This is a genomic window from Paenibacillus sp. FSL R7-0331 (assembly GCF_000758645.1).
Classification (GTDB): domain Bacteria; phylum Bacillota; class Bacilli; order Paenibacillales; family Paenibacillaceae; genus Paenibacillus_AQ; species Paenibacillus_AQ camerounensis.
Map to the genome: position 1 here is coordinate 4,327,940 of NZ_CP009284.1, position 13,446 is coordinate 4,341,385.

A 13,446-nucleotide genomic window follows, 5' to 3' on the forward strand; every position below is an offset into this window, starting at 1 on the left:
GTCCTCCTCCTTAGCCGCCTAGTATTCCATCTAACTTCAGAATGCCTATGAGTTCATCGCCGCGCAGGCCGACACCAAAGAAGACGCCATCCAAGTTACGTCCATGTCCGCCCGCAGGCGGATGAATTTCATCGTATGTGGTCACTTTATTAACCTTGTCCACAATCAGACCCACAAATTCTTCACGGTAGCGCACTACAATAATCCGTGTAGCTTTGGTATACGGTTCATCTGCCATGCCCAGCAAGCTCCTCAGGCACATTACACATACCACTTTGCCGCGCAGATTCATCACGCCCTTGACTCCAAAGCGGCTAAATGGAATATCCGTAATACTTAACATTTTAATGATCTCGTGGATCTCTTCAATGCGGATGGCACAGGTCTCGGCCCCTACAGCCAGCTCAATATATTGATCCTTTTGCTGCGAAGTCAATAGGTTCACCTTCAGTCTGTATATTTAGTGGGTGCGGAATGCCGCAGCCGATTGGGCTAGCTCTTCCGAGAGCTGAGCCAGTGATTGGCAAGTCGCCGCCGTCTCTTCAGAAGCTGCAGCTGATTCCTCACTGGAAGCCGAAATCGATTCCACTGAACTCATTACTTCGCCTGCCTGCGCTGCTTCTTCCTCACAAGCTGCAGCAATCTCGTTGACTTTTTGTGCAGAGTTATTCACCATTTGGATAATATGTTCAAAAGCTTCGCCTGTCTTAGAGGACTGCTCCACACTGTCTGACACGGCCCGCACACTCTGCTTCGTATTTTCCTGCATCGCTTTAATAATGGCCGTAATCTCTTTCGTTGCATCGCTGCTGCGCTCCGCAAGCTTGCGAACCTCATCGGCTACCACAGCGAAGCCTCGGCCTTGTTCCCCCGCTCTTGCCGCTTCAATAGCAGCATTCAGTGCGAGCAGATTCGTCTGCTCGGCAATATCGTCAATCACTTCGATGATATTGCCGATTTTACGTGAATCGTCTTCAAGCTGATCCATTTTATGGCTGACGGCCTTCATACCCTTAAGTGAATTTTCGACTACATAACCGCCTTCGCGTGCAGTCTTGACCGTATCATTGGACAGTTCCGCTGCTTCTTCAGCACTAGCCGCTACAGAATTAATGGCAAGCGATAGCTCCTTGAACAGTTCAGATATATTATTGGCCTCAGAGGACTGGTTCGAACTGGTACTGGCAATCTCCTGAGTGCTCGCCGAAATTTCCTGGGATGACGCGGCTACACTCTGCGAATTAAGCACGATGCTGTTGATTAGTTTCTTAAGATTGTCCACCATAAGGTTTAGTGCCCCCGCGAGTTGCCCCACTTCATCCTTAGTTGTAATATCAGATTTGAGGGTCAGGTTGCCGCCGGCTACCTCAGAAGCAAGATTCAGCATTTGCAGTAGCGGTTTGGATATCGACCTTGCAATCCAGTAACCGATAAGAATGCTCAATAGAATAGCCCCCACCACAACCGTGATTGTAATCATCAACGATTTACTATATGAACTATTAGAAACATTATTAGCTTCATCTGCAAGAGACACATTGATCGCAATCAGAGCATCCAGATTCTGAATTACAATATCGCCTTGTGATCGCAGTGTACTTTGGACGAATTGGTTGAATACCTCAAGTTTTCCTTGTTGGCCCAATTGCATTGCTTCTTCAAATGCGAGCAGATATTTTTGATATTCGGTATCTAATGTTCTGAGCAGCTCAGTCTCGCTCTGCGTATAGGCAACCGGTCTGTAATTGTCGACATGATCGTCGAATTCAACTTTAAGATTTGCAATTTGATTCTTAAATCTTTCTTTATCCGACGCAGCAGTTGCTGAGGCCATGTCGCGCAGATTCACTCTAATTCTTTGATAGCTAATTTGTGCGGCAGATAATTCTTTTACAGAAAACAAGTTATTTCCATACATTGAATCACTGATTCCATTCATCGTTCTCATGGTCTTAATTGAATACACACCCAGGCCTGCCAATATTAAAGAAACAATGAGGAATGCGGAGATGATCTTTGTTGCGGTTTTCATATTACCGTACCATTTCATAAATGAACCCTCCTGTTGATGTTAGCTTAGTGTTTGGCTTCCTTACCTTGTTATGTATTATGTATGAGTCTCCCTTCCTCTGTTTGCCGGACGGCATAGGAGATATTTCGACATGTTTCATTCAATTTTGAATAGTCGAAATTCAAAATTCGTAATATGTGCATTCAAAATAATACACACCAGTTCCTTTGGCATAGTGATTATAAGACTAATGAACTGCATTATTTCAAATCACTTTGCATATACGCAAAAAAACAACCTTGCAAAATAAAAACACAGACTCACACTGCAGGATAAATAGGCATAACAGACCAGCTTCCTGACGTAGCAAAAAGACGATACCTATTCGGTTTTTTCCGAATGAATGTCGTCAATTCCTCACTCGCTTGTATGAGAAAAAGCCGGAGTGATTTGATCACACCGGCTCCTATCAAGTTATTGCAATAGTCCACAGCAGGAGGAACCATGGTATGGTAACATGAGCCTTCCCGTAAACAGCGAATACTGCCTCCGGGAGCCGGATACGATATCCGCAATGTTTGTCGTCTGACCTTATTAATTCATCTCCAAGTAGTCAATATAAGCGTCCCAAGTCCCATTGTCAGTAGTCACTTGAGCTTAACTACCTGATTGCCCGTTGCGTACGGAACATTGGATAACGTCTGAACACTCGGGGTTGTTCCGGTGAAGTAGAAGGAGCCCACAGTGGTTCCGCCAATTTGCAGGTCGACTCTGGCTGTGGCGGAATTATTCGATGCTCCGCAGACAGAGAAGTTATGAGTGCTGTTAGCATAATACTGATTGAACGAAGCAGCATCATTATTCGCGTACAACGCAACCCCGCTGAACGGGGTAGTAATCTTCCCTGCATAAGTACCGCTAATCGTCATGTCCTCCGCCTCAACTTTGGTTCCGGTAGAAGCCGCATTTGCGGAGAACTTCCAGTAATCAAAATTAAACAGGTTGCCGGTGCCGGTGCCCGTAAATACGAAGTAAACGTTATGCACGCCAGTTGCGTTACTAACCGTGGTTTCTACTTCAGTCCATGTCTGTACTCCGCCGGTCGGACTTACATTCAGAGTGCCCGCAAGCGGCCCCGTAGTACTGTCCAGACGTATTTCAATCTTGCCGCCAACCATAGACGCGACATTTGCCTTGAAGGATTGCGCGCCTCCGGAACCAAAGTCTGCATTGCCTACTGCAATCCAATCTCCATTGTGAATATTAGTAACATTCATATTGCTGACCGGTCCGCCTGTTGCCTGGGTAGGCTCAGTGCTGATGCCAGCATTCCAGGCAATGGTCTCAGCCTCTGTTCTGATGTACGGATTAAGATTGGCTATCTGGGCCACTCCGGTCAGATTCCCTTGTACCTCCTGAATGGTTCCATCTGCATTATGTACCAGCTTGTTAATATGCGTTGAACGATACCCCTTGCCTTCTCCCAGCTGGGCCTTGGCTACAGTCTGTGCGTGATATGCTACATACCATTGATTATTGAAATTGAATACGGCGTGATGGTTGTTCCCGCCCACCCCGAAGAAGGAGCTTGGATTCTTGAGGAACTTGCCTGTAAAAGTAAAAGGGCCCATCGGGCTGTCACTTACCATGTAGCCGATCTCTCCAGCCGGATAAGCTGCCGGATGGGTAAGTGAGAAGTTGAAGCAATAGGAATAATAATATTTACCGTTGTATTTATGGATGCCCGAGTCTTCAAACATATAAGGGGCATCAATAAGGACCGCACTTCCGACAATGCTGGTCATATCCGCACCAAGCTTAATGACTCTGGCTGTCTTCGGATTGGCAACAACCACAAGGTCTGTATTGCTCGGCAGGCCACCCCCGCAATACAGATAAGCTGTACCATCATCATCTACTAATACAGCAGGATCAAACAGCCAGGTCACTCCAGACATTCCAGGGGTACTGGAATTAATCAGCGCCTTGCCGATAGGATCTGTCCACGGGCCTATCGGAGAGTCAGCAGACAGTACTCCAATCCCGCCGGCGCTGTTAGCAAAATACAGGAAGAATTTCTCCTTGCCGTTAATGGTCTTGTGAGCGGCTGATGGTGCCCAGGACTGGGTTGCCCATTTGGCAATGCCGCTGCTGCCCGCTACCTGAATGGAGCCGTGGTCTGTCCAGTTTCACCATGTCGCTGAAGAGATAACATTTAATTTATTGATCGTGCTGTACTGATTCTCTCTTACAGACCCGTCACTGTTATATAGGTACTGATCTGCTGTCATATACATATACACTCTGCCGTCATAGGTCATGGCAAAAGGATCTGCCCCCAGCTTATGGTCAATCAGCGGATTTTAATTCCCTGGAGTCTTAACAATTGGACTGTTAGCCGCATGGGCAGCAGCCATTGGTAATGTGCTCAATAGTAAAGTAAACCCTAGAGCCAGCAACGCAAACTTTTTAAACATACCGTGTACCTTCCATTTTAAATTTTCCTGCAGCTCACTTTGTTGCCGCCTTCATTTATTCAAAACCGTTTTCCTCCTTATTCTATTCTTGTTCCATTTTTACTAAATTTTGTTATTAAAAATCATTTTATTATGATCATCTCTTCAAAACAATAGAATTTTTTATTCAAACTGTTTCATTTTTTGACTTGTCCCCTTCCATTCATACAAAAGTCACTTAATCTTCTCTGCTGTCACAGGTATGAACGCTTAGGAACGACATAGTTCTTCTTGCCGCGCAGACCGCTTATTTGATCAGATAAAAAACAAATCTAACCGAACAGAAAACGGCGCACTCCCATTACAGGACTGCGCCGTTTTTATATCATTTTCATTCTACGGTTTATTGCATACCCTGCATAATAGCATTGATAATCCCTTGCTGCGTTACCGTGTTATTCGTACGGTTGAACAGGCCAAAGCCATGCTGGCCGTTATAACCATTGTCCCAGTAGACCGGCACTGCGCTGTATTTCTTCGCTGCTGCTGTTACGGCTTTGGCAAATGCTGCACGGTACACATTATTGCTGGAGTCATAGGCCGTTTTATCAATAGAACCGAACTCGCCGAGCACAACCGGATACCCTTGGGTCACAAATGTATTGTACATCGCCTGGAGCTGTGAATTCAGGTAATCCTCCTGACCCCAGGACGATTTCTTCGACGGGTTCGTCGCCGAGGCTCCCCACTGCGTAATGTTCCCTGATTCCTCTCCGGCAAAATCCCACGGGGAATAGTAGTGTGCTGAAATCATAATTCTTTTCTCCGAGCTTGGGATGGTGGAGGAACGATACGTATCGGTTGGCAGAACAAAGCCGTAATTGCCGGCAGTGTAGTCGATATTCGTATTCCAGCCCGGAATCAGCAGCCATCTTGCGCTATTGTTGCCGCTGGTTTGTCTGACCGTATCCACGAAGATTTGATTGTAAGCATTCAGGTTGGCGTAGTAAGCCGCATTCGGATTGCCGTAATTGCCGTCAAACACCTCGTTCATCGACTCAAAAATAAGCCGTTCGTCATAGCCAACAAACTTATTGGCAATCTGCTGCCACACAAGCTTGTATTTCTCTTTGATGGCTGTCTGATTGCCGCTGTTCACCAGCAGCCAGCCGCCCTGAACGGAATTGTATCCGTCCCCGTGAATATTAATGACCACGTACAGCCCTTCGTTATAAGCATAATCGACAACCGTCTTCACCCGGTTCAGCCAAGTCGTATTTATCGTATAGTTAGGTGCGCTTCCAATGTGACTCAGGTATGAGACGGGGATGCGAATCGTTTTGAAGCCCGCAGCCTTCACCTTCTTGATCAGTTCCTGGGTGACAACGGGATTACCCCACGCCGTTTCGCTCGGTGTACCGTTATTGGAAGCTTCAAGCTGATTGCCCAGATTCCATCCGGCGCCCATTTCGCTGACGATTTGTGAAGACGACAGGGATCTGAAATCTGAGGTAATAGGGGTAGCTGCAGTTGCCTTTGCACTCCATCCGGTCACAGCAGCCGAAGCCAGCAAGAGTAGAGACAATCCGTAAAACCCGCATTTTTTCATTTTGGCCAGCATGTCAAAACCTCCGTTTCATTTGTGGTTATGCATCATGCAAACGCTATCAAAAAACCAAATGATTAGACCGCAAAAAAATCCGAGTCCCCCTCCCATAGAACTGGTTTCTATAGCGCAATAAACCGGATGCCACCATCAGAATAACATATATTTGGAAATTATAGTATATTTTTTAAAAAAAATAATAGACTAGAGCAATGGGATAATCCGCAGCAAAAAGCCCTTGTGAATCCACAAGAGCTTTTTGCCATTCGATTAAGAGAAGCTATACTTTCACATCGCTTATTCCAATCAGGCCAGCAACACACCCTCCACCTGGTCCACGATATAATTGATTCCCGTCGGTCCGTAGCACCCGATCCAGGTAGCGGCATCCACCGCATAAATCTGCGGCTGCTCGTCTGCATGAAGCATAACCCGGGCACTCTGCTCTGTCGCAGATATCTCATCCTGTAACGGCTCGCTGCTGAGCAAAAAATAGTGATCCGCATGCACCGCCGGCAGTCTGTCAACCGGAATATGGTAAGCCGTATCGGAGGTATCTGCCACAAACAGCGGAGCAGGCAGCCCCAGATCCCGGTACAGCACAGCACCTGTGCGGTGCGAAGCGGTGTGAACCCGTACCAGTGACTCGCGCGGACGGATCAGAGCCACACTTTGACCGGCCAGCACTTCTGCCAGCTCACCTGACAGCAATGCTGTCCGGCGGTGATAATCCGCAATAATGGCCTCAGCCCTCGCCTGCTTATCCGTCATAATGCCGAACAGGCGTAATATCGTCTGCCAGCTCTCATTCCGTCTGAACATCAGGGTTGGAGCAATCCGGCTTAACCGTTCATAATGAAGGGCGTGCACCTCTGTACAGACTATAAGTTCAGGCTGCAGCCGTCCAACCGCTTCCAGGTCCGGGTGCTCATAGCTTCCGGTCATTTGTGTGGTCTTAAGCCTGTCCCTTATATACTGGGGGAATTGAAGTGAAGCACTGCTGCCCGTGCCGACACTTCCTGCCGGAGTCACATCCAGGGCCAGAAGATGGTCGGCATACTGCACATCGAGCACAGCGATGCGCCTTGGAGCAACGGTGAACCCATATTCGCCCCGCATATGGCGGATTACCGGGCCTTGCAGTGACTCATATGAGGAAGCACAACGTTCACTCAGCCCGCTGTATACCGGAAGCGCCCCGGCTCCATAAGTGGCAGTGCGCCGGTACAGCTGCGGAGGCACACCGAAATATTTCTTAAAGGCCCGGCTGAAGTAGTACATGTCGCGATAGCCTGTTCTTTCAGCGATTTCACTGATCGGAGCATCGGTGTGGCGCAGCATCCGCTGTGCGCTCTCCATCCGCAGCCGGATCACATATTCCATCGGTCCGATCAGCTTCTCCTGCTTGAACCGCCGCTGCAGCTGCCTTGCACTGCAGCCGGCAAGCGCAGCCAGCTCCTTAAGCTCCAGCTCCCGGCGATAATGTCCCGCGATATAGGCAGTTACTACATCCACCATATCCGGACCGGCGCCGCCGCGGCCGCGCTCAACCTCCATTATCAGCTCGTACAGCATGCCTTGCAGCAGAGCATTAACATGAAATCGCTCCAGTCCTTCGCCCCTGCTCCATTTGGCTTCAATTTCTTCTGCCGTCTGATGCAGTCCTGCCTGAGGCTCCAGAAAGTGAACAAAAGAAGTGTATAGCGGGTGATTACGCTGCGGGAGCCGTGTCTGGGCAGCTCCCGCCATTTGGACAGCTTTATAGGTAATAACGGTATAATGAATGCTTTCTGCTCCGGCAGTCAGAGTAAAGGCTGAGCCTTTATCAGCATGGCAGGCAAAAAAGGCCTGGATACGGCAATCCCCGCCGTTCATCACAAGCCTTCCCTGCCCCCCTCCTGCCAGCAGCAGCAGATTGGCAGTCAGGTCTTTATTGCTCAGAACGCCGCCCGGCGGTACAGTACCGCTGCTCACGTCAAGCGTTTTGATTGCCAGATCACTCCATATACTTGCCTGGTCCTGCAGCGGCATCTCTCTCATCTCCTGACAATAGCATCCTGTTGCTCTTTGTCATTTTAATTGAGATTCATTCTCATTGTCAATCTTCGGACACTTTACACAATATTCTCCGGACATCCGGTAATAAAAGCAGCAGGTGCTGCGTTTGCGCCTCGCAACCTGAATCCTGCCGTTATTCTCTGTAAACCGGGTAAACGGATTACGTCTCATGTTAAATGCGTGTCCCGGCGCAATCCGGGTCAGATAAGTAAAATCCTCACGCATCCGCTGCTGTTCTTGCCCGGATTCTTCTGTTCCGGGAGCATACAGCGGAGCAATGCGCACCATAATATTCTCCCAGAGTATCGCCATGGAGACAGGGCCGACAGCGGAAAGAGTCTGCAGCAGCGGAGCAAGGTGTACCGCAAAAATCTCCTTAACCGCCTCTTCACGCCATACTGCCCTGTTGTTATCCAGCGGTGCAGCCGCTGTCAGCAGCCCGCCTAAAGCCAGAAACGGGAACCGAGTATCTCCTTGACCGGCAGATAAATCCGGATGATAGAGGAAGCTTTTATCCATAGAAAATGAGACTTTACGGTTATGAAAGGTCATCGCCGACAGCAGCGGAGCAATCCACAGATAGCCGATACGTTTGGCAAGCATAGAAGCGGCAACCTGCGTATCCGGCGCACCGATATAGTCTTTGAGCCAACTAATATAATCACGGCATGCAGCTTCGTCAAGCAGCTGGCTCAAGGCAATCGTACGGACGCTGTCTGCAGGCGGTTCGCCGGGCAGTATACTGTAATCTTCCGTCATTTGCTTCCAGGAGGCAGACGACAGATAGCTGTCCATATTAATTCGCTCCCAGAAGTGCTTCCGCAGCCTGATCGACAATAATGTTAATGGCAATCGGGCCATAATAAGCGATCCAGAGTGTTGCATTTACGTCGTAGGCACGGTTGTTTTTGACTGCATCCATTGACTTCCAGACCGGGCTATTCGCCAGCTCCGCTGCATCTTTGGCAAACAGATCATCCGACAGCAGGAAATAGCGGTCCGCACCGATATCAGCAACAGTCTCCATAGAAATTTCAACGGAAGTGTCCTCTGTAATCGCTGTAACAAATGCAGGAGCGTTCAATCCCAAATCCTCATACAAAATGCTGCCTGTCCGGTGCTCCGGGCCGTGCACGCGAATCCCTTCCGGTCTCGGACGAATCAGCGCTACCGTATCATCACCAAGCTTCGCTGCCAGCTGCTCCCGCAGACCGACAATTTTGTCCTCGTAAGCCTGCTGCACAGCCACTGCCTCAGCCTGCTTACCTGTTATTTTACCGATAGTCGCCAGCGTATCCCTCCAGTCCTCGTAGAAGTCGAGCACGATTGTTGGCGCTATTTTGCTGACACTCTCATACGCCTCTTCCTGGAAGTCGGTCATCAGAATCAGATCCGGCTTCAGCGCTACAATTGCCTCCAGATTAGGCTCATCCCGTGTACCAAGGACCTGTACATCGTTCAGCTGATCCATCAGATACTCCGGAAACGTGGCTCCCTTTGCTCCGGCAACCACACTGCCTGCAGGCTGCTCGCCGAGCGCTACCAATTGATCGACGAATTTCACATCCAGCGCGGCAATCACCTTCGGCTTCTCAGTCAGTGTATAGTCGCCCTTCATATGAGTGATGGTAACCGGGAAGGCAGCAGCCTGTGCCTCCGGTGTTGCCGAAGCCTGCGTTTCGGGTGCCGGTGACGGCTCGGCCGACGCGGCAGCAGTTGCCTGTGCAGCATTACCCGTATTTGCGTTCCCTCCATTAGTACCGCAAGCCGTAAGTACCAGTACCAGCGCCAGCATCCATACCATTAATAGTGATGATGACTGCCTCTTTGTTGCTCTGTTCATGCTGACTCCCCCTATTTATATGATAATGATTTTCATTATCAGATTTATAAGGTTGAGTATACTCTACCTTTACACACCGGTTCCATGTACTTTTGCGACATTGCAGCCGGATTATTGCGACATTTGTCACTTCAGGAACGCATCAAGCTATCTTTTCAGCCGGATTACATTGTATTTGAATAATAAGGTTATACCTGCGTTCATCATAAAATGCGCCACAAACGGAACAAGCAAATTACCCGTCTGCGCATAGACCCAGCCAAAAACGAGGCCCGGAACAGCAATATTGATCAGCATCAGCGGTTTCTTATAATATTGGACATGAATCCCTACAAACAGCAAAGCTGTAATGATAATGGCAGCCCATTGGTTCCCCGTATAAACGAAAAGCAAATTTTGAACAATGCCCCTGAACAGCAGCTCCTCAAATAAAGCTCCGACAAGCATAAAAGCAAGAATAACGGGTACCGTGTGGTTTTGATAGCTTTTATTCGTATCATCTATGTTCTTAGCAGGAGTGATAAGGGTAAGAATGATCCCGAACAATAGCAGGCCGAGTGAAGATGTGATGGTGCCCCATACTATTGTTGACGGTCCGGCAAAAGACAGCAAATCTTGAAGCGTGATTACGTCATAGACAGTAAGGGCAAACAGAACGGCAGCGCAAATAAACGAAAATGAACTGAATACGAGCGTAGCCTCTTTTAGCTTAACTTCCTTCATAAAAAATCATATGCTCCTTATCATCACGGTAATAGTCCAGCCAGTCCTGCAAGGTACCCGTATGAAACTCAAACAGATGTCCATCCAGATCATAAAAGTAGATAGAGTCCTTGTCTCTGGCATCTCTTGCCCGCCCGGGCAGCACCTCAACATGCAGCTCCTTCAGCTTATTCAGCAGGGTCTCATAGTCAGCTTTATCAATGGTAAAAGCGATATGTGTGTATGTCCGATTATCCCGGTCCCGCACACTTCCGAGTAAAAGGTAATAGACCGCTCCAAATCTGCGACGGACAAGCAAAAGTGGTTGATTCCCTGGATATTCATGTTTGGTGCTCCTTTCGTTTATACAGTTAAACTATCTCCCTTTCACCGCATCCACAATATATCTCTTTGCCTCCGCACGGGTAAAATGGATTGTTAGAACGGACACATGCAATTCTTCCTTCGTCGTCTCATTGTAAACCTGCTTTTCTCCAGGCAAGTCAAGCTCACCCGTCAGCTTATCCTTTAATGATAACAGTCCACGATGGACTACTAGTACCGAGAACTCCTTGTTCTCGCACTCTACTGCATAATAACTTAAACGCCTATATTCGATATAGACTTGGCCCGTCATTTATTACACTCCTTTCATCTTTTCTTCTATATAAATGCGATTGATATGAGCGCCTGAGCCATACATCTCTACAGTACCTGGTGGTGGAGCTGCGAGTTTGTTATTCTCTTACCTGTCAATCAACTTAACTGCACTCTATACATCTAAAACACCTATATTTCCGCCAAATCAGCATTTAGATGTATTCCATACACTTATTTCTCCAGAAAAGGGTGGAATTACGCCAAATCTCCTATTTTAGTTGCACCGAATACACTTAAGTCTGCCCACACCCGATTTTCACCAGATATAGATGTACAAACTACACTTAAACTACTTCCAGCACGCCTAAGGTAATTAATATAAACTAGAAATAACCTCCCACTGCAGCATCATAACCACAATCCGCATCATACCTATGACCACCATCCATCTATGCCATTATATAGAACAAATTATGGAATTTCGTTTCATTTCTATTACATTTTCCTTCTAACACTTTCTGTCTGCGCAAAAAAGCCCCCGGAACTTAGTCCAGAGGCCCTCCCTATTCCGATCAGCTGTGATCAGGTGAATACATATTCACCTTCGCCCACCCGAATGGTCTTACCTTTCAATGCTGCTGACTCTGCTGCAAAAATAACCTGTTTGAACTCGTTCTCGTCCCCCTGCACAAAATCAAACGACTGCGCTCCAGCCTTCAGGCTGAATTTGCCCCCCTCAGACTCTGTAACCGGAAGTCCGAATAATGTGCTCCAATGGCTGGCGGCCGCGGCCGGATCGGAGACGCGGAATACCGCGCTCACGATCTCGACTGCTCCTGCTGGGTGAGGCTGAATGATGCCGGAGGCCGTCATATTATCAAGCCGCTCCTCATCAGTTCCATTCCACTGGATGATAAACGGATAGGCGAGTCCTGCAAAATCACCGTCAATTGTCATCATCCGCCACTCAATTAGTCTGCCGGCGTTATCCAGCCGTTTGCCGTCAATGATCGGAGATAAGGACAAGCCCGCAGTATGCAGGGAAGCAGCTATGGCATCAATATCGTCCGTCCGCAGCACAACTCTGCTTAAGGCTTCATGCTCAGGGAGAAGCTGTACCGCATCCCGCACTACGACATTGTGCTCTGTGGCCTTCGCCAGCTCCAGATTCTCAATGCCGAGGAACTCAATGTAGGTGAGCCCGAAGTAGCTCAAGGAATTATAGGTTCCCCACGCTTTATGAGCGCCCCCTCTGAAGGCAACCAGTCCATGCTCGCGGAAGCTTTCGACCGGCTGATCCAGATCGTTTACATAATGCACCAGGTGATCCCAGGTGATGGTAGCCATTATTTCTTCACTCCCAGCTCAGTGGTCCGCTTAACGGCAGCAAGTACGCTGCGCTGCAGTCCGGCTGCGAAGTCACTGTTATTCAGCTCGTACAAGCCGTGCATGCCGACTCCGCCCGGTGAATTGTTAATATCAAGCAGCTGCCGCGGATGCAGGCCGGTCTGCCGCAGCATCGCAACTGCACCCAGCATGTTCTCCAGTGCTACATTCCACGCCTGCTCCCGCGGAAGTCCTGCCAGCACACCAGCATCTACAAGGGATTCAATGAAATAATAGATATAGTTCGGTCCGGCCACACCGTAACCGGTGAAGATATCGATATAGCCCTCATCCAGATATTGAACCTTGCCGAAGCCGAGCAGGAATTCCTCCACCTGATCCCGCGCAGCATGACTATTCAAGGCAACACCGCTATAGCCGTAGCCTGTATCCGTCAAGGTGTTAGGAATGACCCGGACTATCGGGCGTTCTGCTCCAAAATAACCGCCAAGCTGCGCAATCGTCACCCCTGCCACAATCGAAACGATTGTAGCAGCAGGTGCAGCATGCTGCTGTACAAGCTGGCCAAGTACAGCCAGATCATCTTGCGGACGAACGGCAATCACAATAATGGAAGCTGCAGACAGGCCATGCTCCTGTGAACTGCCCGTATTTACCTTATACTTGTCACTCAGCAGCTGAAGGCGCGCTTCATTTACATCAGTTACACTGATCTCTTCCGCCGACAGGGTACGATTAGCGATACAAGCGCGGATCATGGCTTCCGCCATCTGTCCGCCGCCGATAAAATGAATCTGCTTCTGTGCCACTTATATCCACTTCC

At 48.6% G+C, this 13,446-nt stretch carries 10 protein-coding genes and 2 pseudogenes; all 12 read right to left on the reverse strand.

What is annotated here, in order from left to right:
- Positions 1-10 precede the first annotated feature (10 nt).
- The 12 genes and pseudogenes from R70331_RS18495 to proC all read right to left on the reverse strand — a co-directional run bounded on the left by R70331_RS18495 (position 11) and on the right by proC (position 13,432).
- Positions 11-445, reverse strand: coding sequence for a chemotaxis protein CheW (locus R70331_RS18495; RefSeq protein ID WP_442950551.1), 435 nt, complete (start codon positions 443-445; stop codon positions 11-13).
- Positions 446-460: 15 nt separating this feature from the next.
- Positions 461-2,050 (reverse strand): methyl-accepting chemotaxis protein, encoded by a 1,590-nt coding sequence (locus tag R70331_RS18500; protein ID WP_042177768.1) that lies wholly within the window; start codon positions 2,048-2,050, stop codon positions 461-463.
- A gap of 555 nt (positions 2,051-2,605) precedes the next feature.
- Positions 2,606-4,488, reverse strand: a pseudogene (locus R70331_RS18505) (carbohydrate-binding protein).
- Positions 4,489-4,870: 382 nt separating this feature from the next.
- Positions 4,871-6,088, reverse strand: coding sequence for a glycoside hydrolase family 5 protein (locus R70331_RS18510; RefSeq protein WP_197071347.1), 1,218 nt, complete (start codon positions 6,086-6,088; stop codon positions 4,871-4,873).
- A gap of 291 nt (positions 6,089-6,379) precedes the next feature.
- Positions 6,380-8,104 carry a helix-turn-helix domain-containing protein gene (locus tag R70331_RS18515; protein ID WP_042177771.1) on the reverse strand — a complete coding sequence of 575 codons (1,725 nt, stop codon included), beginning with the start codon at positions 8,102-8,104 and terminating at the stop codon, positions 6,380-6,382.
- 39 nt (positions 8,105-8,143) lie between these two features.
- A complete protein-coding gene (locus R70331_RS18520; protein WP_042177773.1) occupies positions 8,144-8,926 on the reverse strand; it encodes a (2Fe-2S)-binding protein in 783 nt (260 codons plus the stop codon).
- A 1-nt stretch (position 8,927) separates the two neighbouring features.
- The gene (locus R70331_RS18525; RefSeq protein ID WP_042177775.1) at positions 8,928-9,974 is read right to left on the reverse strand and encodes an ABC transporter substrate-binding protein; all 1,047 of its coding nucleotides are present in this window, start codon (positions 9,972-9,974) and stop codon (positions 8,928-8,930) included.
- A 147-nt stretch (positions 9,975-10,121) separates the two neighbouring features.
- Positions 10,122-10,697: a CPBP family intramembrane glutamic endopeptidase gene (locus R70331_RS18530; RefSeq protein WP_042177777.1), complete on the reverse strand. Its 576-nt coding sequence runs from the start codon at positions 10,695-10,697 to the stop codon at positions 10,122-10,124.
- A pseudogene (locus R70331_RS18535) lies at positions 10,684-11,021 on the reverse strand (VOC family protein). The gene R70331_RS18530 and the pseudogene R70331_RS18535 overlap by 14 nt, the downstream one beginning before the upstream one ends.
- 31 nt (positions 11,022-11,052) lie before the next feature.
- Positions 11,053-11,313, reverse strand: a complete 261-nt coding sequence (locus tag R70331_RS18540; RefSeq protein ID WP_042177779.1) for a hypothetical protein — start codon at positions 11,311-11,313, stop codon at positions 11,053-11,055.
- A 545-nt stretch (positions 11,314-11,858) separates the two neighbouring features.
- Positions 11,859-12,623 carry a VOC family protein gene (locus tag R70331_RS18545; RefSeq protein WP_042177781.1) on the reverse strand — a complete coding sequence of 255 codons (765 nt, stop codon included), beginning with the start codon at positions 12,621-12,623 and terminating at the stop codon, positions 11,859-11,861.
- Positions 12,623-13,432, reverse strand: coding sequence for a pyrroline-5-carboxylate reductase (gene proC / locus R70331_RS18550; RefSeq protein ID WP_081947660.1), 810 nt, complete (start codon positions 13,430-13,432; stop codon positions 12,623-12,625). The genes R70331_RS18545 and proC overlap by 1 nt, the downstream gene beginning before the upstream one ends.
- Between the last annotated feature and the right edge of the window lie 14 nt (positions 13,433-13,446).

Coding starts and splice junctions, on each gene's coding strand:
- R70331_RS18500 (WP_042177768.1), bottom strand. CDS start 2,050: ATGAAATGGTACGGTAATATGAAAACCGCAACAAAGATCATCTCCGCA.
- R70331_RS18510 (WP_197071347.1), bottom strand. CDS start 6,088: ATGCTGGCCAAAATGAAAAAATGCGGGTTTTACGGATTGTCTCTACTC.
- R70331_RS18515 (WP_042177771.1), bottom strand. CDS start 8,104: ATGCCGCTGCAGGACCAGGCAAGTATATGGAGTGATCTGGCAATCAAA.
- R70331_RS18520 (WP_042177773.1), bottom strand. CDS start 8,926: ATGGACAGCTATCTGTCGTCTGCCTCCTGGAAGCAAATGACGGAAGAT.
- R70331_RS18525 (WP_042177775.1), bottom strand. CDS start 9,974: ATGAACAGAGCAACAAAGAGGCAGTCATCATCACTATTAATGGTATGG.
- R70331_RS18530 (WP_042177777.1), bottom strand. CDS start 10,697: ATGAAGGAAGTTAAGCTAAAAGAGGCTACGCTCGTATTCAGTTCATTT.
- R70331_RS18540 (WP_042177779.1), bottom strand. CDS start 11,313: ATGACGGGCCAAGTCTATATCGAATATAGGCGTTTAAGTTATTATGCA.
- R70331_RS18545 (WP_042177781.1), bottom strand. CDS start 12,623: ATGGCTACCATCACCTGGGATCACCTGGTGCATTATGTAAACGATCTG.